General features: G+C 71.9%; 17 protein-coding genes. 10 read left to right on the top strand and 7 right to left on the bottom strand.

What is annotated here, in order from left to right:
* Nucleotides 1-1,100 (bottom strand): lactate utilization protein B (locus CK505_RS04810; protein ID WP_095650399.1); only part of this gene is annotated, 1,100 nt, incomplete at its 3' end.
* Nucleotides 1,097-1,948 carry a (Fe-S)-binding protein gene (locus CK505_RS04805; RefSeq protein ID WP_095650398.1) on the bottom strand — a complete coding sequence of 284 codons (852 nt, stop codon included), beginning with the start codon at nucleotides 1,946-1,948 and terminating at the stop codon, nucleotides 1,097-1,099. The genes CK505_RS04810 and CK505_RS04805, both read right to left, overlap by 4 nt.
* A 251-nt stretch (nucleotides 1,949-2,199) precedes the next feature.
* Here CK505_RS04805 and CK505_RS04800 point away from each other — a divergent pair, with 251 nt between their 5' ends.
* Together CK505_RS04800 and CK505_RS04795 are read left to right on the top strand one after the other, a co-directional pair.
* Nucleotides 2,200-3,870, top strand: a complete 1,671-nt coding sequence (locus tag CK505_RS04800) for an L-lactate permease (protein WP_031282543.1) — start codon at nucleotides 2,200-2,202, stop codon at nucleotides 3,868-3,870.
* A 117-nt stretch (nucleotides 3,871-3,987) separates the two neighbouring features.
* On the top strand, nucleotides 3,988-4,707 hold the full coding sequence (locus CK505_RS04795) for a FadR/GntR family transcriptional regulator (protein WP_095650397.1): 720 nt from the start codon (nucleotides 3,988-3,990) through the stop codon (nucleotides 4,705-4,707).
* Between the two features lie 444 nt (nucleotides 4,708-5,151).
* On the opposite strand, the gene CK505_RS04790 is transcribed toward CK505_RS04795, so the two are convergent.
* Nucleotides 5,152-5,835 carry a response regulator transcription factor gene (locus tag CK505_RS04790; RefSeq protein ID WP_095650396.1) on the bottom strand — a complete coding sequence of 228 codons (684 nt, stop codon included), beginning with the start codon at nucleotides 5,833-5,835 and terminating at the stop codon, nucleotides 5,152-5,154.
* Between the two features lie 219 nt (nucleotides 5,836-6,054).
* Here CK505_RS04790 and CK505_RS18810 point away from each other — a divergent pair, with 219 nt between their 5' ends.
* From CK505_RS18810 to CK505_RS04780, 3 genes are all read left to right on the top strand, one after another.
* Entirely contained in the window at nucleotides 6,055-6,183 is a 129-nt protein-coding gene (locus CK505_RS18810) for a hypothetical protein (protein WP_255250889.1), read from the top strand.
* A gap of 114 nt (nucleotides 6,184-6,297) precedes the next feature.
* Nucleotides 6,298-7,440 carry a sensor histidine kinase gene (locus CK505_RS04785; RefSeq protein ID WP_095650395.1) on the top strand — a complete coding sequence of 381 codons (1,143 nt, stop codon included), beginning with the start codon at nucleotides 6,298-6,300 and terminating at the stop codon, nucleotides 7,438-7,440.
* Complete coding sequence (locus CK505_RS04780; RefSeq protein WP_095650394.1) at nucleotides 7,437-7,778, top strand: MGMT family protein; 342 nt, start codon at nucleotides 7,437-7,439, stop codon at nucleotides 7,776-7,778. Before CK505_RS04785 ends, CK505_RS04780 begins: the two co-directional genes overlap by 4 nt.
* A gap of 18 nt (nucleotides 7,779-7,796) precedes the next feature.
* On the opposite strand, the gene CK505_RS04775 is transcribed toward CK505_RS04780, so the two are convergent.
* Nucleotides 7,797-8,777: a phosphoribosylaminoimidazolesuccinocarboxamide synthase gene (locus CK505_RS04775; RefSeq protein ID WP_095650393.1), complete on the bottom strand. Its 981-nt coding sequence runs from the start codon at nucleotides 8,775-8,777 to the stop codon at nucleotides 7,797-7,799.
* A complete protein-coding gene (gene purD / locus CK505_RS04770; protein WP_095650392.1) occupies nucleotides 8,774-10,096 on the bottom strand; it encodes a phosphoribosylamine--glycine ligase in 1,323 nt (440 codons plus the stop codon). Before purD ends, CK505_RS04775 begins: the two co-directional genes overlap by 4 nt.
* A gap of 106 nt (nucleotides 10,097-10,202) precedes the next feature.
* Between purD and CK505_RS04765 the strand changes: the two genes are divergently transcribed.
* The 5 genes from CK505_RS04765 to purM are packed head-to-tail and all read left to right on the top strand — an operon-like array spanning nucleotide 10,203 to nucleotide 14,997.
* Nucleotides 10,203-11,234, top strand: a complete 1,032-nt coding sequence (locus CK505_RS04765; protein ID WP_095650391.1) for an asparaginase — start codon at nucleotides 10,203-10,205, stop codon at nucleotides 11,232-11,234.
* 3 nt (nucleotides 11,235-11,237) lie between these two features.
* The gene (locus CK505_RS04760; RefSeq protein ID WP_095650390.1) at nucleotides 11,238-11,603 is read left to right on the top strand and encodes a sterol carrier family protein; all 366 of its coding nucleotides are present in this window, start codon (nucleotides 11,238-11,240) and stop codon (nucleotides 11,601-11,603) included.
* 10 nt (nucleotides 11,604-11,613) lie between these two features.
* On the top strand, nucleotides 11,614-12,048 hold the full coding sequence (locus tag CK505_RS04755) for a hypothetical protein (protein ID WP_017832572.1): 435 nt from the start codon (nucleotides 11,614-11,616) through the stop codon (nucleotides 12,046-12,048).
* A 5-nt stretch (nucleotides 12,049-12,053) separates the two neighbouring features.
* Nucleotides 12,054-13,835, top strand: coding sequence for an amidophosphoribosyltransferase (gene purF, locus CK505_RS04750; protein ID WP_095650389.1), 1,782 nt, complete (start codon nucleotides 12,054-12,056; stop codon nucleotides 13,833-13,835).
* 1 nt (nucleotide 13,836) lies between these two features.
* On the top strand, nucleotides 13,837-14,997 hold the full coding sequence (purM, locus tag CK505_RS04745; protein ID WP_095650388.1) for a phosphoribosylformylglycinamidine cyclo-ligase: 1,161 nt from the start codon (nucleotides 13,837-13,839) through the stop codon (nucleotides 14,995-14,997).
* Nucleotides 14,998-15,141: 144 nt separating this feature from the next.
* Here purM and CK505_RS04740 read toward each other — a convergent pair whose 3' ends face one another.
* Entirely contained in the window at nucleotides 15,142-15,366 is a 225-nt protein-coding gene (locus tag CK505_RS04740; RefSeq protein ID WP_031282554.1) for a DUF3073 domain-containing protein, read from the bottom strand.
* Nucleotides 15,367-15,620: 254 nt separating this feature from the next.
* Nucleotides 15,621-18,236: an ATP-dependent chaperone ClpB gene (clpB, locus tag CK505_RS04735; RefSeq protein WP_017832576.1), complete on the bottom strand. Its 2,616-nt coding sequence runs from the start codon at nucleotides 18,234-18,236 to the stop codon at nucleotides 15,621-15,623.
* Nucleotides 18,237-18,297 lie beyond the last annotated feature (61 nt).

The raw sequence follows: 18,297 nt of genomic DNA, 5'->3' as shown, positions 1-18,297 counted from the left end.
GTCAGCTGCGGGGAGAGGATCGCCCCGATGGGCCCCGGGTAGGTGGAGCCGTAGGCGTGACCGCCGGCCTGCTCGTAGACCGGGCAGACGTTCAGGCACGCCGAGCAGCGGATGCAGTGCAGCGCCGAGCGCCCGGCGGGGTCGTCGAGCACCGCGGTGCGGCCGTTGTCCAGGAGCACCACGTGCACGTTCTGGGGGCCGTCCCCCGGTGTCACACCGGTCCACATCGAGGTGTAGGGGTTCATCCGCTCCCCGGTGGAGGAGCGCGGGAGCAGCTGCAGGAACACCTCGAGGTCCTGGAAGGTGGGCACGATCTTCTCGATGCCCATCACGGTGATCAGGGTCTCGGGCAGGGTCAGGCACATGCGGCCGTTGCCCTCGGACTCCACCACGGTCAGCGTCCCGGTGGAGGCCACGCCGAAGTTCGCCCCGGAGACCGCCACGGAGGTGGAGAGGAACTTCTCCCGCAGGTGGGTGCGGGCGGCCTCGGCGAGGTCCCGGGGCTCGGACGTGAGCGTCTCGTCGGTCTCGGCCATCTCGGCCAGGAAGATGTCGCGGATCTCGTGCCGGTTCTTGTGGATCGCCGGGACCAGGATGTGGGACGGCTTGTCGTGGCCCAGCTGGACGATCAGCTCGGCCAGGTCCGTCTCCGTGGCGGTGATCCCGTGGCCGGCCAGGTGCTCCTCGAGGCCGATCTCCTGGGTGGCCATGGACTTGATCTTGATGACGTCGGTGGACCCGGTGGCCTGCACGAGCTCGGTGACGATCCGGTTGGCCTCCTCGGCGTCGCGCGCCCAGTGCACGGTGCCGCCGCGGGCCGTGAGGTTGCGCTCGAACTCCTCGAGCAGGTGCGGCAGGTTCGCCATGACCTGCTCCTTGATCGCGGAGCCGGCGGAGCGCAGCTCCTCCCAGTCGGGCAGCTCGCCCGTCACCGCGGCGCGCTTGCCGCGGATCGTGTGGGTGGCGTGGCGGATGTTGGCGCGCATCTGCGTGTTGCCCATCTCGGCCTTCGCCGCGGCGGGGAACGCGGTCTGCGCGTGCAGGTTCCCCTGGCCGTGGACGGGGCGGACGGCGGGCATGCCCAGGGCCGTGCGGCTCATCGAGCTCCTCCGGTCGTGCGGGGGGCCGAGGACGACGCCGTGCGGCGCGCCCCCGGCCCCGGGATGGACAGCTCGACCGGCCCGGAGACCTCGAGCGGGTTCTCGCGGGTGGACGCGAGGATCTCGGCGAAGTGGACGGTGCCCGCACCCGTTCCCCGGCGGGCCATGGCCCCGCCCAGATGCATCAGGCAGGAGGCGTCCCCCCCGGTGCACAGCTCGGCCCCGGTCGAGACGATGTTGTCGATCTTCTCCTCGGCCATCGCGGCGGAGACGTCCGGGTTCTTGAACGAGAAGGTCCCGCCGAAGCCGCAGCACTCCTCGGCGTCGGGCAGCTCCACGAAGTCGATGTCCCCGACCGAGGCGACCAGGTCCTTCTGCCGGTCCCCCAGGCGCAGCAGCCGCATCCCGTGGCAGGACGGATGGTAGGTCACCCGGTGGGGGAACCAGGAGCCGAGCTGCGCGGCCGCGTCGCGGACGCCGAGCACGTCGGTCAGCAGCTGCGAGAGCTCGTAGGTGGTGGCGGCGACGGCCGCGGCCTCCTGGGCGAGGGCCTCGTCCCCGCCGGCGCGGGCGATCATCGGCTGCTGGTGGCCCAGGGAGGCGACGCAGGAGCCCGACGGCGCCACGGCGACGTCGTAGTCCGCGGCGGAGAAGGCCTGCACGTGGTTGCGGACCACGGGCAGGGCGTCGTCGAAGTAGCCGCTGTTGACGTGCATCTGGGAGCAGCAGCCCTGGCCGGGCGGGAACACCACCTCGTGGCCGAGCCGCTCGAGCACCCGCACGGTGGCCAGCGCGACCCGCGGATACATCGCGTCCACGATGCACGTGGCGAACAGGGCGATTCTCATGCGACCTCCGGAGTCGGGAGCGGGAAGACGGGACGACGACGCCGGGCCGCCTGTGGTCTGACCATGCTAGACCGGTGAACCCCGTCACACAATCGACCGGCGCAACGATCGCGCCACCTCGGGAGAGCGGTTGGCCGTGTGACGTGGCTCATGTACTCTTCGTGGTCAGACCATTGTGGTCCGACCATAGCCGTGACGCGCTCCCGGCCGGTCACGCACCGTTCCGTCCGTCCCCGTCCCTGGGAGTCCGAGTGACCACCTTTACCGCGATGACCGATGCCGTCGGCGGGAGCGTCGCGCTCTCCGCCCTCGTCGGCACCATCCCGCTGCTCACGTTCTTCGTCATGCTGCTGGGCGTCAAGGCCCGCGCCCACGTCTCGGGCGCCACCGCGCTGCTGGCGGCGATCGTCGTCGCCGTCCTGGCCTTCGGCATGCCGCTCTCCCTCACGCTGCTCTCCGCCACCCAGGGCGCGGTCTACGGCCTGTTCCCCATCGTGTGGATCGTGGTCATGGCGCTGTGGTTCTACCAGGTGACCGTCCTCAGCGGCCGCTTCGAGGACCTGCGGACCATCTTCGACACCATCGGCGGCGGGGACCTGCGCATCCAGGCCGTGCTCATCGCGTTCTGCTTCGGCGGCCTCCTCGAGGCCCTCGCCGGCTTCGGCGCGCCCGTCGCGATCACCGCGACCATGATCCTGGCGCTGGGGCTCAAGCCCCTGAAGACGGCCACCGTGGTGCTCATCGCCAACACCGCGCCCGTGGCGTTCGGCGCGATCGCCATCCCGATCACCACCGCCGGCGTGCTGACCGGCCTGGATCCCGCGCGGATCGGCGCGGTCGTCGGCCACCAGGCGCCGTTCTTCGCAGTCATGGTGCCGTTCATCCTGCTGTTCATCATCGACGGCGTGCGCGGGCTCAAGGAGGCGTGGCTGGCCGCGCTGGTCATCGGCGTCTCCTTCGCGGTCGCCCAGTGGTGGTGCGCCACGTACTTCTCCTACGAGCTCACCGACGTGGTTGCCTCCCTCACCGGCCTGGCCGCCGCAGTGATCCTCCTGCGCTTCTGGCGCCCCAAGGGCGCCGACGCCGTCCGCACCCGCCTCGGCGTGGAGAAGCCTCCCGCGCCCGAAGGGCTGACCCCGGCACGCGTGTGGATGGCCGTGCTGCCCTACGTCCTGGTGGTCGCGGTCTTCGGTCTGGCCAAGCTGTGGACCCTCGGCGTGAGCATCCCGGGGGCCCTGGCCGCCACCGACATCTCCATCCCCTGGCCGGGCCTGCACGGACACCTCCTCAACGCAGCCGGCGAGCCCGTCACGAGCACCATCTACAAGTTCCAGTGGCTCTCCAGCCCGGGCACGCTGCTGCTGATCACAGGCCTGCTCGTCGCCGTCATCTACTCGGTGTTCCACGGCAACGGCCGCTTCAGGCTCTCGGTGGGCAACGCCGTGGCGGAGATCGGGCGCTCGTTCTGGAAGATGCGCTTCTCCGCCCTGACCATCATGAGCGTGCTCTCCCTGGCCTACGTCATGAACACGTCCGGCCAGACCATCTCGATCGGCACCTGGGTGGCCGGTCTCGGCGCGGCCTTCGCGTTCCTCTCCCCCGTGCTCGGCTGGCTGGGCACCGCGGTCACCGGCTCCGACACCTCCGCCAACGCACTGTTCTCCAACCTCCAGAAGACCGCCGCCGAGGGCACCGGCCTCGATCCGCACCTCATGACGGCGGCGAACACCTCCGGCGGCGTGGTGGGCAAGATGATCTCGCCGCAGTCCCTGGCCATCGCCGCGACCGCGGTGGGCATGGAGGGCAAGGAGTCCGCCATCTTCCGCTCGGTCATCTGGTGGTCCCTCGGCCTGCTCCTGCTGCTGTGCACCCTGGTGTTCCTGCAGTCCAACGTGCTGGCCTGGATGCTCCCGACCTCCTGAGCACAACGCCCCGGGGCCCCGCTGGACCGATCGGTCCGGCGGGGCCCCGCCGCCTCCCTAGACTGGTCCGCGTCCCGCCCACCCTCTGAGGAGCCCCCCGTGCCCGCAGCCGCACGCATGTACACCGTCGTCCTCGACTGGCTCGAGGAGCGCCTGCGCACGGGCGAGATCTCGGTGGGCGACAAGCTGCCCGGGGAACGCCACCTGGCCGAGGAGTTCGGCATCTCCCGCGCCTCGGTGCGGGAGGCGATCCGGATCCTCGACGCCATGGGACTGGTCCGCTCGTCGACCGGGTCCGGGCCGAACGCGGGGGCGATCGTCATCGCGGAGCCCTCGGCCGCGCTCGGGTGGGCGCTGCGGATGCACGTGGCCAACCGGTCGCTGCCGGTGCGGGACCTCGTGCAGACCCGGCTGCTGCTCGAGACCCAGTCCGCCCGCGAGGCGGCCGCCGCGGCGGAGACCCCGTGGCGGGCGGCGGTGCTCGGGCGCGCCGCGGAGCTCGTGGCCGCCATGGAGGACCCGGACCTGCCGGACGAGCACTTCCACGCCCACGACGCGCAGTTCCACATCCTGCTCGCCTCCCTGGCCGGCAACGTGGTGGTCGAGACGATCATGACCTCACTGCGCCAGGCCACCATCGGGTACGTGCAGGAGACCGTCGCCGGTCTGGACGACTGGCCGCAGGTGCGCCGCACCCTGCAGGAGCAGCACCGAGAAATCCTGCGCGCCTTCCAGGAGCGCCGGGGCGAGGACGCCGCCGCCGCACTGCGGGAGCACATCACCTGGTTCTTCGGCCACAGCGTCGCCGCTCAGGAGGGGCAGGACCGGCGGGCGTGACCGGACGACCCTGAGGGCTCCGACCCCCGGGCCCGGCGGAACGACCCGGCAGAGGCCCCGGACGCACGAGAACGGCCCCACCGGTTCCGGTGGGGCCGTTCTCGTCTGCCAGGTATGCGGAGCAGATGTTGCACGGTAGGGGGCCATCGGCCGAGGGGGGGGTGCAAGGTGATCCAGGCCTTGCGCGGCCACATCCCGGGTCCAGGGGGGACTGTCCCGGGGCGGCCCCCTACCGTGAGCAGGTCGGTGGACCATCCGGTCCGGGGCTCGGCCTCATGGGGGGTTGGGCCGTGCGCCGTAGGGATGTCTCTCACTCATCCACCGACTTTTCTTCTCTGCTCGCACTGATCACTATGCCGGGTTTGCTAATGCAGATGAATGCACTTTCGTCTACAACTTTCCTGGACTTCCGTCCGGACCGGGACTGCAGACGGGGCCCCAGACTCAGAGATCGCGCAGCTGCGGATCGACGAGCCCGCTCTGGTACGCCTTGATCAGCGCCTGCACCCGGTCGCGGACGCCGAACTTCTCACAGACCCGCCCGAGGTAGGCCTTCACGCTGCCCTCGGAGACGTGCATCTGCTCGGCGATCTCCCGGTTGCTGAGACCCTGGGCCAGGAGCGTCACGGTCTCCATCTCCCGGTCGGTCAGCAGGGAGCGCAGGCCGCTGTCCGCCGACCGCGCCGGCTGCTGCTGGTCCGGCACGGAGATGACATTGTCCGCGAGCGCGCGGGCGATCGCCGGGGAGAGTGCAATCTCGTTGTTGCGCACCTGGTTCACGGCGTCGATGATCTCGTCGGGCCGGGCGTCCTTGACGAGATATCCGGCCGCGCCGGCCCGGAGGGCCGGCACCACGAACTCCAGCGTGGAGAACGTCGTGAGCGCCAGCACCTTGGAGCGGGGACTGCGCGAGGTGATCTCCCGGGTGGCCTCGATCCCGTCCATCACGGGCATCTTCATGTCCATCAGCACCACGTCCGGGTCGATCGCCAGACATCGGTCCACGGCCTCGCGTCCGTTGGCGGCGGTCCCGATCACCTCGAAACCGGGCTCGGCCGAGAAGAAGGACTTCAGGGCCTCCAGCATCAACGGCTGGTCGTCCACGACAAGCACTCTGCAATCAGTCACTTGCACAGTCTATTTTTTCCTGTCCCCCAAAGTGCAACACGTCATATTCGACAAAAGTCACAAATGGTCTGGACAAAGGTCGATAGGCTCGTCCAGTTAACGTTGGCAAAATGGGAGTTACCAGGGCAGCACACCCCCCTCGCGACTGGGAGATCTCTCCCCCCACCCCGGCCGCAACCCCCCGATCCGGTGCTGTCCTCGTGATCCAAGGAGCCTCCCGTGAAGAAGAAGATCACCAGCGCCCTCGCTGCAGCCCTCGTCGCGACCACCCTGGTGGCCGTCCCCCTCGCTCCGGCGAACGCCGCGCCGCGTTACGTCGTGTGCGGATGGTGGCCCGCCATCTGCTGATGCTGTATCACTGTCCTTGTGACTGATGTAGCTGCATTGATAGAGCGCGCACCGCGAACAGCCCGGAAGACATCGTTCTTCTACGCCGAGCCAGTCGCTTGGTGGCTGTCCGCGGTGCTCGTCGTCTATGCGATCGGCTCGCTGTTCGACGATATGGGCCACCTGAGGACGACCTTCACCGGCTCGGCCCCGAGCGAGATGATCTATGCGCTGGACGGCGTCCTGGCCTACGCCGTCATGGGCCTCGTGGCCTGGCGGGCCACCTGGGCCAGCGTCGCATCGATGAGCTGTCTGATCACGTCCGTCCTCATCGACAACTTCGGTGCGGTGATCATCACCGCGCTGGTGGTGACGGCCGCCGTGGTCGCCACGGCCACGGCACGGTTCATTGCGGCGCATTTCGTCGTCTACATTGTCTGGATCGTCATGGCCACGGCCCTCCGAGAAGACGGCGCCAGTGGCGCCGTATTCTGGAATCTGTTTATCCCCATCCTTGTTGCCGCGCTGGCCGGAGCTGGGATCCGCCATTTCCGGCTGCAGCGCCGCAAGAGCGAACAGCGTGTCCGGGACCTCGAGATCCTCAATGTGCGGCTCCGGGAGGACGAGCGACAGGCACTGGCCCGCGACCTGCACGACGTCGTCGCCCACGAGCTCACCCTCATCACGATGCAGACCATGAGCCGGCGCCGCTCCGGGGACGTCGGCGAGCTGCACCAGGTCCTCGAGACCGTGGAGGGCGCCGCGCGCTCGGCCCTGCACGAGCTGCGGGTCATGCTCCGTCTGCTGCGCAACGAGAACGAGGGCGAGCACCCGCGGGACGTCACGGGCGCCGGCCTGTCCATCGGCAGCCTGGAGCACGTGGTCACGTCCCTCGCGGCGAGCCTGCGGGACCTGCGCTTCGAGCCGGAGGTGGTCATCACGGGCGACCTCGAGGCCATGCCCACCACCGTGCGCGGTACGGCCGCCCGCATCCTGCAGGAGGCGGTCACCAACATCATCAAGTACGCCCCGGCCGGGTCCCGCTGCCGGATCGAGGTGACGGCGGACGAGCACGAGCTGTGCCTGCGCGTGGCGAACCCCATGCCGCGCAGCACCCAGCACACGGGCGACCACTCCTCGGAGATGTCCTCGGGACTCGGCCTGCGGGGCATCACGGAACGCGTCTCCCTGCTGGGCGGCCACGCCGAGAGCGGTGCCGCGGACGGCCAGTGGGTCCTCGACGTGTGCCTGCCGGTGGACCGCAGGGAAGCCCTGTGACCGAGCGCGCCGAGCCGGACCCCGGCCTGGCACGGCGCGTGGGGGACGTCGTGGCCGCCATCCCCCCGGGCCGGGTGCTGTCCTACCGGGACGTCGCGGAGCTCGCGGAGTGCCGCTCCGCACGCCTCGTGGGCACGCTCATGGCGCGCAACCCCACCGGCGCGGACCTCCCGTGGTGGCGGGTGGTCACCGTGCAGGGCACCCTCGCCGACCACCTGCAGGCCGAGGCCCGGGACCGGTACCGCGAGGAGGGCACTCCCCTGCGGGAGGACGACCGGCACCTCGTGCGCGTGGACATGGGCCGCGCCCTGTGGACGCCCGACTCCCCCGGCGCCTGACGCCGCCCGGCGCCGGCGTCAGTACTCGAGCGGACCGGCCACCTCGAAGAAGTTGCCGTCCGGGTCGAAGGTGCGGCCGGTGAGCCGCTCGAACGCCTCGACGTAGCGCGCGCGGGTCCGCTCCACCACCTGCTCCGGCAGCGGGGGCACGGGGCCGGTCCCGTTCCAGCCGGACTCGTCCGAGCGCAGCCAGTCCCGCACGTACTGCTTGTCGAACGAGGGCTGGGCCTTGCCGGGCTCGTAGGTCTCGGCGTCCCAGAAGCGGGAGGAGTCCGGGGTGAGGACCTCGTCCCCGAGGGTGATCGCCCCGCGGTAGGAGTCCAGGCCGAACTCCACCTTGGTGTCCGCCACGATGATCCCCCGCTCGCGGGCGATCCGCTCGGCGGCGGTGTAGATCTCCAGGGTCAGCTCGCGCAGCCGGTCCGCCACCGCGTGGCCCACGCCGTCGGCCATCTCCTGGAAGGTGATGGGGAGGTCGTGCTCGCCCACCTCCGCCTTGCCGGTCGGGGTGAAGATCGGCTCGGCGAGCCGGGAGCCGTCCACGAGCCCCGGGGGCAGCTCGATCCCGCAGACCTCGCCGGTCTCCCGGTAGTCCTTGAGGCCGGAACCGGTCAGGTAGCCGCGCGCGATGCACTCGACGGGGAACATCGACAGGTTCTTGCAGACGACGGCCCGCCCCCGGACGGACTCGTGCACGTCGGTCGACAGGACGTGGTTGGGCACGGCCGCGAGCTGCTCGAACCACCACAGGGACAGCTGCGTCAGGATCTTGCCCTTGTCCGGGATCTCCGTGGGGAGGATCTCGTCGAAGGCGCTGATCCGGTCGGTGGCCAGCACCAGGACCGAGCCGGCCCGGTACTCGGCGTCGTCGTAGATGGCCACGCCCGTGGCCCGCAGCCGCGACTCGTCGGGGACGTAGAGCTCCCGGACCTTGCCCGAGTAGATGTGCCTCCACCCGGGGATCTCGGGTGGGGTGGTGACGGTGCCCTGCTCGCTCATGCCTGCTCCTGACGGGGACGGGGGGCGGAGGCGCCGGGAACGGTGACCAGCCCCCGGGCGGCCTTCAGCGCGATGTCGGTGCGGTGCTGCGAGCCCTCGAGCGCCACGAGCGCCACGCCCCGGTAGGCGCGCTCGCGGGCGTCGTCGAGGTCCGCGCCGAGGGCGACGACGGCGAGCACCCGCCCGCCGGCGGAGACGATCCGGCCGGCGTGCTCGCCCTCCGGGGCCACCGCGGTGCCGGCGTGGACCACGTGCACGCCCTCGAGCGCCTCGGCGTCCTCCAGCCCGCCGATCGGGTCGCCCTTCCGGGGGCTGTCCGGGTAGTCCTGGGCGGCGACGACCACCGCGACGGCCGTCTCGGGCCGCCAGCGCAGCCGCTCGGCCTCGTCGAGGCGCCCGGCGGCGGCGTCGTGCAGCAGCCGCCCGAGCGGGGTGGTGAGCCGGGCCAGCACGGCCTGGGTCTCGGGGTCCCCGAACCGGGCGTTGAACTCGATGACCCGCAGACCGCGGGTCGTCACGGCCAGCCCGCAGTACAGCACGCCCACGAACGGGGTGCCGCGGCGGCGCATCTCGTCGACCGTGGGGCGGGCCACGCGCTCCACGACCTCCTCCACGAAGCCCTGCGGCAGCCACGGCAGCGGCGTGTAGGCGCCCATCCCGCCGGTGTTGGGGCCCTCGTCGTCGTCGTGGATCCGCTTGAAGTCCTGCGCGGGGCTCAGGGGGATCACGCGGGAGCCGTCGGTCAGCACGAACAGGGACACCTCGGGCCCGTCGAGGAACTCCTCGATCACCACGCTCCCGCCCGCGGCGAAGCAGGCGGCGGCGTGCTCGAGCGCCTCCGCGCGGTCGGCGGTGACGACCACGCCCTTGCCGGCGGCGAGCCCGTCGTCCTTGACCACGTAGGGGGCGCCGAAGGTGTCGAGGGCGTCGGCGGCCTCCTCCTCCGTGGTCGCGACCCGCGCCATCGCGGTGGGCACCCCCGCGGAGGCCATGACCTCCTTGGCGAACGCCTTGGAGCCCTCGAGCCGTGCCGCGGCCCGCGAGGGACCGAAGACGAGGAAGCCGGCCTCGCGCAGGGCGTCGGCCACCCCGGCCACCAGTGGGGCCTCGGGGCCGACGACGACGAGGTCCACCGCGAGCTCGCGCGCCAGCGCGGTGGCCGCGGCGGGGTCGTCGGCGTCCACGGCGTGCACCGGGACGAGCTGCGCGATCCCGGCGTTGCCCGGCGCGCAGTGCACCTGCTCGACCTCGGGATCTGCCAGCAGTGCGCGGATGATTGCGTGTTCGCGGCCTCCGGGGCCCAGTACCAGAACCTTCACGCCCTCAGGCTAGTTGGCGGCACCGGGAAGTGGCACATCGTTCCCGGCATGCGGGCACGGCCTCGGACCCGCCGGGAATTCCCGTCCCCGCTGACATACTGGGGCGATGCAGACCTTCACCTCGGACCGTGCCGTGGACCTCGCCGTGCTCGAGCGCAGCGGCTTCGTCGAGTCCCGCCACCGCGGCTCCGCCGTGGTCCTGGAACCGGACGGGGCCGTGGCCGTCGAACTGGGCGACATCGGCACCCCGATCTTCCCCCGCTCCACGCTCAAGCCGTTCCAGACCATCGCCGCCATGAAGGCCGGCGTCCCCCTGCGCGGGGCCCAGGTGGCCATCGCCTCCGCGTCCCACATCGGCTCCTTCGAGCAGCTCGACGCCGTGAGCTCGATCCTGACGGCCGCCGGCCTGACCGAGGACGCGCTCCAGTGCCCGCCCGACTGGCCCGAGGACGAGGAGGTCCGCACGGAGCTCGTGCGGGCCGGCCGCGGCAAGAGCCGGATCTGCATGAACTGCTCCGGCAAGCACGCCGCGTTCCTGTGGGCCTGCACCGAGAACGACTGGCCCACGGACAGCTACCTGGACCCCGAGCACCCCCTGCAGCGGACCGTGCTGGAGACCGTCGAGGAGTTCTCCGGCGAGCGCGTGGCCCACGTGGGCGTGGACGGGTGCGGCGCCCCCCTCGCGGCGATCTCCCTGACCGGCCTCGCCCGGGCGTACTCGACGCTGGGCCGGGCCGCGGGCAACCTCGACGCCGACGCCCGCGCCGCCACGGTCTCCCAGTGCATGCTCGACTACCCGGAGCTCGTGCACGGGCGGGGCAGGTACAACACCGTGGTCATGGAGGAGCTGGACGTCGTGGCGAAGCTCGGCGCGGAGGGCGTGCTCGCGCTCGGCACCCGCACCGGGTGGTCCGTGGCGCTCAAGGTCCTCGACGGCGGATCCCGCGCCAACGCCCTCATCGGCCTCGCCCTGCTCGCCCACGCCGGGGCCGTGCCCGCCGCGGCGGCCGCCGCGGTGATCGGGCAGGTGGTGCGCCCGGTCATGGGCGGGTCCCGCCCCGTGGGCCGGCTGCGCCTGGCGGACCCCCTCCTGGAGCTGCTCGGCCCGGAGCTGGTCCGGGCGCTCGGGCAGGACTAGGCCGTGGCCCGCCGCCGCGTCGACCCCGCGGACGGGACCCTGGCCCTGAGCGCCTGGCGCGCGGACCCGGACGGCACCCCGCGCCGGACCGTGGCCACCGCCGTGCGCTACACCCTCGAGGAGCTCGCCGAGCGGGTGCCCGGCAACAGCGTGGAGGTGCGCGTCCCGCCCTTCGGCGTGACCCAGTGCGTGGCCGGTCCCCGGCACACCCGCGGGACCCCGCCCAACGTCGTCGAGACCGACGCCCGCACGTGGCTCGGCCTGGTGACGGGGGCCGTGACCTGGCCGGAGGCCGTCGCCTCGGGCGCCGCTGTGGCCTCGGGCACAAGGACCGATCTCGCGGACACCCTCCCCCTGTTTCCCCGGTAGCCTTGAGGGCATGAGCTCCACTCCCTCCTCCCCCTCCGCGCGCCCGTCCCCGCGGAAGCTCCCGCGCCGGCGCCGCCGGGTGCGGACGGCCGTGCCGCTGGCCGCCTCCGGCAGCCAGCAGATGACCCTGCGCCGCGCCCCGAACATCTGGGCGTTCGTCCTGCTCGGCGGCGTGCTCGGCGCCGTGGTGGGCGTGCTCGTGGGGCTGTCCGGCGGAGGGAGCGCCGAGTTCACCCAGGGGGCCGTGACCCTGTTCATGGTCTCCGTCTGCACGGTCCTGGGCCTGGCGGCCGGCGCCGTCCTGGCCCTCGTGCTGGACCGGGTCTCCGTGGCCCGGGCGCGGGCCGTCACCACCGAGGTCGTGGACGGGGACGACGACGCCCCGTCCGGGGCGCCGGGCGACGCGCCCCGGCCCACCGACCCCCGAAGCTCGAGAGAAGGCTGATCGACGTGGTTCGCCCTGATGGACAACTCAGCCACGACCTGCTCCCCGGAGAGAAGGGCCCCCAGGACGCGTGCGGCGTGTTCGGCGTGTGGGCCCCCGGCGAGGAGGTCGCGAAACTGGCCTACTACGGCCTCTACGCCCTGCAGCACCGCGGCCAGGAGTCGGCCGGCATCGCCGCGAGCGACGGCAACCGCATCGCGGTGTACAAGGACATGGGCCTCGTCTCGCAGGTCTTCGACGAGGCAACCCTCACCACCCTGACCGGTCACCTGGCCGTGGGCCACTGCCGGTACTCCACCACGGGCGGGTCCCACTGGGCCAACGCCCAGCCCACGCTGGGCGCCACCCCGCACGGGACCGTGGCGCTCGCGCACAACGGCAACCTCACCAACTCGGCGGAGCTCTACGAGAAGCTGATCGACAAGTCCGGCTTCCCCTCCCAGGGGGAGATGGCGCAGGGCAACACCACGGACACCGCGCTGGTCACCGCGCTGCTGGCCGAGCACCCGCACGGCTCCCTGGAGGACGCGGCCATGCACCTGCTCCCCCAGCTCGTGGGCTCCTTCTGCCTGGCGTTCATGGACGAGAACGCCCTCTACGCCGCCCGGGACCCGCAGGGCATCCGGCCGCTGGTCCTCGGCCGGCTCGAGCGCGGCTGGGTGGTGGCCTCCGAGACCGCGGCGCTGGACATCGTGGGCGCGTCCCTGGTCCGGGAGATCGAGCCCGGCGAGTTCGTGGTGATCGACGAGCACGGCCTGCGCTCCCAGCGCTTCGCCGAGACCCGCCGCGCCGCGTGCGTGTTCGAATACGTCTACCTGGCCCGCCCGGACACCACCATCAACGGCCGCTCCGTGTACGAGTCCCGCGTGGAGATGGGCCGCCGGCTGGCCCGGGAGCACCGCATCGACGCGGACCTGGTCATGCCCACCCCGGAGTCCGGGACCCCCGCGGCCATCGGCTACGCCGAGGAGTCCGGCATCCCGTTCGGCAACGGCCTGGTCAAGAACGCCTATGTGGGACGAACGTTCATCCAGCCCTCGGACACCATCCGCCAGCTGGGCATCCGGCTCAAGCTCAACCCCCTGAAGTCCGTGGTGGCGGGCAAGCGGCTCGTGGTCATCGACGACTCGATCGTGCGCGGGAACACCCAGCGGGCCCTCATCCGGATGCTGCGGGAGGCCGGGGCCGCCGAGATCCACGTGCGGATCTCCTCCCCGCCCATCAAGTGGCCGTGCTTCTACGGCATCGACTTCGCCTCCCGCGCGGAGCTGATCGCCAACGGGCTCGGGGTCGAGGAGATCAGGGCGTCCCTGGGCGCGGACTCCCTCGGCTACATCTCCGAGGACGGGATGATCGCGGCCACCCTGCAGGAGCGCGGGGAGCTGTGCACCGCGTGCTTCTCCGGGACGTACCCCACCCGGCTGCCGGACGCCGACAAGCTGGGCAAGAACGTCTTCGAGGCCCGCACGCCCGTGGACTCCTCGCCCCGCCGCGCCCCGGGCGGATCCGCCGTGGCGCAGCGGCCGGAGCATGCCTCCGCCGTGTCCATCGACACCCGCCCCTCGGCCACGGACGGCCTCTCTCGCCGGCCCGCCGAGCGCACCAGCATCTCCGACGAGGACCCCGGCGTCCAGGAGACCTCCACCGGGTGCGACCCCGGGCCCGACGCCGACCTCGAGGACCTCATCCTGCCGGAGGACCGGGTCCCCGCCGCCCGCACGACCACGGGGCCCGCCGGGCCCGGATCCCAGCACGCCGCCCAGCCCGAGACCGCGAAGGACGCCTGACATGGCCCAGCCCCCCTCCTCCACGAACCGCACCGTCACCTACGCCAGCGCGGGCGTGGACGTCGAGGCGGGAGACCGCGCCGTCGAGCTCATGAAGAGCGCGGTCAAGGCCACGCACACCCCCAACGTGATCGGCGGGGTCGGCGGGTTCGCGGGACTGTTCGACGTCTCGGAGCTGCTCACCTACCGCAAGCCCTACCTCGCCACCTCGACCGACGGGGTGGGCACCAAGGTGGCGATCGCCCAGACCCTCGACGTGCACGACACGATCGGCTTCGACCTCGTGGGCATGGTCGTGGACGACATCGTGGTGGTGGGCGCCAAGCCCCTGTTCATGACCGACTACATCGCCACGGGCCGCGTGGTGCCCGAGCGGATCGCGGACATCGTGCGCGGCATCGCCGCGGCCTGCGAGCAGGCCGGCACCGCCCTGGTCGGCGGCGAGACCGCGGAGCACCCGGGCCTGCTGGCCCCGGACGAGTACGACGTGGCGGGGGCCGCCACCGGTGTGGTCGAGGCCGACGAGCTGCTGGGCCCGGACCGCGTGCGCGCCGGCGACGTGGTCATCGGCATGGCCTCCTCCGGCCTGCACTCCAACGGGTACTCCCTGGTCCGCAAGGTCATCAACGTGGCCGGGTGGTCGCTGGACCGGCAGGTCTCGGAGCTCGGCCGCACCCTGGGCGAGGAGCTTCTGGAGCCCACCCGCGTCTACGCCGCCGACGTCCTCGACCTCGCCGCCGCCTTCCCCGTGAACGGCGCGGACCGGACCACGGGCCGCGGTGTCCGCGGCTTCAGCCACGTGACCGGCGGCGGCCTCGCCGCGAACCTCGCCCGGGTGCTCCCCGCCGGGCTCGAGGCCACGGTGGACCGCAGCACCTGGGAGCTGCCCGCGATCTTCCAGCTGATCAGCCAGCTCGGCAACGTCCCCCTCCCCGACCTCGAGCGGACCCTCAACCTCGGCGTGGGCATGGTCGCGATCGTCGACCCGTCGGCGGCCGACGCCGCCGTGGCCCACCTCACGGCCCGGGGCCTGCCCTCGTGGGTCATGGGCACCGTGGACGGGATCGACCCGGACGCGGACCACGGCGGGCCCGACTGGGTGCAGGGCGCCAAGGGCGTGGACGGCGGCGCGGTGCGCATGGTCAACGCCTACACGGGCTGATCCGGCCCGCAGAGCCCCGGAGGAACAGCGAACGCCCCGCCGGCCGGCGGGGCGTTCGCTGTTCGCGGGGACGCGAAGAAGGTGCTCGTCCTGGACGGGCACCTTGTTGCGTCGTGCGGTGGAGACGAGCGGAGTTCCCGGTGGCTACCGGCGGAAGTCCTCGTCGTAGTCGTCGGCGTACTTGTCGACGTAGGCCGAGTAGTCGTCCTCGTCCTCCTCGACGGTCTCCTGGACCGGCTCCCGCAGCGGGGGCATCTGCTCGCTGCCGCGCAGTTCCCGCTGGAGTGCCGTGAGGTCGGTCTGCGGGCTGAAGTACTTCATCTCCCGCGCCTGCCGTGTCGCCTTCGCCTTTTGACGGCCGCGCCCCATGGCGTGACCCCCTCTGTCTCTTGGTCCGGACGGCGGCACTCTGGCACAGAGTACGGCCCCGGAAATGTCGTATGAATGGTTCGTGAGACCAGGGTACATGGTTTGTCAGCCCGTTGCGCCCGGCCCGGGACCGGCGCGGTGGACTGTCGGCAACCTCACGGGAGGCGGGTGGAACGCGGTCCGGGAGCCCCGGCGGCGGGCCGTCGCCGGGACTCCCCGACGGCGACCCGCCGGCCGGCGGCGCGCCCCGCAGCTCAGTCCGCGGCGTGCGCCCGCTCGGACACGGCGGTGACGGTGAGCCCGTCCGCCACGACGTCGGCGTCGACGTCCACCCGGACCGCGTCCCCGTCCACGACCGCCCCGGAGAGGATCGCCCTGGCGAGCTTGTCCCCGATCTCCCGCTGCACCAGCCGGCGCAGCGGCCGGGCACCGTAGGCCGGGTCGTAGCCGGTGAGGCCCAGCCACTCGGTGGCCGCGGGCGTGACCTCCAGGCGCAGGCGGCGCTGGCCCAGGCGCTCGGCGAGCTGGGCGACCTGGATGTCCACGATCTTCGACAGGTCGGACGTGGACAGCGGGTCGAACAGGATCACGTCGTCGAGCCGGTTCAGGAACTCGGGCTTGAACGAGGCGTTGACCACGTTCATCACCGCCTGCTTCTTCGCCTCCGGCTCGATGGTCTGGTCCACCAGGAACTGGCTGCCCAGGTTGGAGGTGAGGATCAGGATCACGTTGCGGAAGTCCACCGTGCGTCCCTGCCCGTCGGTGAGCCGGCCGTCGTCGAGCACCTGCAGCAGGATGTCGAAGACGTCCGGGTGGGCCTTCTCGATCTCGTCCAGCAGGACCACCGAGTACGGGCGGCGCCGCACGGACTCGGTGAGCTGGCCGCCCTCCTCGTAGCCGACGTAGCCCGGAGGGGCGCCGACCAGCCGGGAGACCGTGTGCTTCTCCCCGTACTCGGACATGTCGATCCGCACCAGCGCGCGCTCGTCGTCGAACTGGAACTCCGCGAGGGACTTCGCGAGCTCGGTCTTGCCCACGCCGGTGGGACCCAGGAACAGGAAGGAGCCGATCGGCCGGTTCGGGTCGGAGATGCCGGCGCGCGAGCGGCGCACGGCGTCGGCGACGGCCTGCACGGCCCGGTGCTGTCCGATGAGCCGCTTCCCGAGCACCTCCTCCATGTGCAGCAGCTTCTCGGTCTCGCCCTGGAGCATGCGCCCGGCGGGGATGCCGGTCCAGGCCGAGATCACCTCGGCGACGTCGTCGGCCGTGACCTCCTCGGAGACCATGGTGTCGTGCGGGGCGGAGGTGTCCTCCTGCTCCTGGGCGGCGTCGAGCTCCTTCTGCAGCGCCGGGATCTCGCCGTAGAGCAGCCGGGAGGCCTCCGCGAGGTCGCCCTGGCGCTGGGCCATCTCCGCCTGCGAGCGCAGGTTGTCGATCCGCTCCTTGAGGTCGCCGACGCGGTTCAGGCCGGCCTTCTCGGCCTCCCACCGGGCGTTGAGGGCGTCCAGGTCCGCCTTCTTGTCGGCCAGCTCCTGGCGCAGCGCGGCGAGGCGCTCGACGGACGCGGGGTCGGTCTCGCGCTCCAGCGCGAGCTCCTCCATGGTCAGGCGGTCGACGGCGCGGCGCAGCTGGTCGATCTCCTCCGGCGCGGAGTCGATCTCCATGCGCAGCCGCGAGGCGGCCTCGTCGACCAGGTCGATGGCCTTGTCCGGCAGCTGCCGGCCCGGGATGTACCGGTTGGACAGCGTGGCCGCCGCGACGAGCGCGGCGTCCGCGATCTGCACCTTGTGGTGGGCCTCGTAGCGCTCCTTGAGCCCGCGCAGGATCGCCACGGTGTCCTCCACGGAGGGCTCGCCGACGTAGACCTGCTGGAAGCGGCGCTCCAGGGCGGCGTCCTTCTCGATGTTCTCGCGGTACTCGTCCAGGGTGGTCGCGCCGATCAGGCGCAGCTCGCCGCGGGCCAGCATGGGCTTGAGCATGTTCCCGGCGTCCATCGAGCCCTCGGCGGCGCCGGCGCCGACCACGGTGTGGATCTCGTCGATGAAGGTGACGATCTGCCCCTCCGAGTCCTTGATCTCCTCGAGCACGGCCTTGAGCCGCTCCTCGAACTCGCCGCGGTACTTGGCGCCGGCCACCATGGACCCGAGGTCCAGGGAGATCAGCGTCTTGCCGCGCAGCGACTCGGGGACGTCCCCGGCGACCATGCGCTGGGCGAGGCCCTCGACGACGGCGGTCTTGCCGACGCCGGGCTCGCCGATCAGAACGGGGTTGTTCTTGGTGCGGCGGGACAGCACCTGCACCACGCGCCGGATCTCGGAGTCCCGCCCGATGACGGGGTCCAGCTTGCCCTCGCGGGCCATGGCGGTCAGGTCGGCGCCGAACTTCTCGAGCGCCTGGAAGGTGCCCTCGGGGTTGGGTGTGGTCACGCGGCGGTCTCCTCTCACGGACGGGACGGCGGTCCTCAGCTGGTCGGGTCCGGCGCCCGCGCCCCGCAGGATCTCCCCGACCTTCCCCTCCTGCTGGGCGAGGCCGTACAGGAGGTGCTCGGTGGAGATGTACTCGTCGCCGAGGGACTGGGCGAACTGCTCCGCGGCCTGGATGACCTGCAGCGCGCCCCGGTTGAACTGGGCCTGGGCCGTGGAGGAGCCGGACGCGGAGGGCAGGGCCTTGATGGCGGCGCTGGCCTGCGCGGAGACGGCGTCGACGTCGGCCCCGGTGGCCTTCAGGACGGCGACGGCCACGCCCTCCCGCTGGTCCATGAGGGCCTTGAGGAGGTGGGCGGGCTCGACCTGCGGATTGCCCGCGGTCGAGGCGTTGGTGGAGGCGGCGGAGAGCGCCTCCTGGGACTTGGTGGTGAACTTGGTCTCCACTGCGGCTCCTTGGCGAGGGACGTTCTGGAACGGATGGGGGACGAACCGGCCCGGCGCCGAT

The organism is Kocuria sp. WN036 (assembly GCF_002287015.1).
GTDB classification, from domain to species: Bacteria; Actinomycetota; Actinomycetes; order Actinomycetales; family Micrococcaceae; genus Kocuria; species Kocuria rosea.
The sequence above is the reverse complement of the archived record's forward strand: the minus strand, read 5'-3'. Positions and strand labels throughout refer to the sequence as shown.

Excerpts from the sequence above, each read along its gene's own strand:
- CK505_RS04805 (WP_095650398.1), bottom strand. The coding sequence starts at position 1,948 with ATGAGAATCGCCCTGTTCGCCACGTGCATCGTGGACGCGATGTATCCG.
- CK505_RS04795 (WP_095650397.1), top strand. The coding sequence starts at position 3,988 with ATGTACACCGTCGTCCTCGACTGGCTCGAGGAGCGCCTGCGCACGGGC.
- CK505_RS04775 (WP_095650393.1), bottom strand. The coding sequence starts at position 8,777 with ATGAGCGAGCAGGGCACCGTCACCACCCCACCCGAGATCCCCGGGTGG.
- CK505_RS04765 (WP_095650391.1), top strand. The coding sequence starts at position 10,203 with ATGCAGACCTTCACCTCGGACCGTGCCGTGGACCTCGCCGTGCTCGAG.
- CK505_RS04755 (WP_017832572.1), top strand. The coding sequence starts at position 11,614 with ATGAGCTCCACTCCCTCCTCCCCCTCCGCGCGCCCGTCCCCGCGGAAG.
- purM (WP_095650388.1), top strand. The coding sequence starts at position 13,837 with ATGGCCCAGCCCCCCTCCTCCACGAACCGCACCGTCACCTACGCCAGC.
- CK505_RS04740 (WP_031282554.1), bottom strand. The coding sequence starts at position 15,366 with ATGGGGCGCGGCCGTCAAAAGGCGAAGGCGACACGGCAGGCGCGGGAG.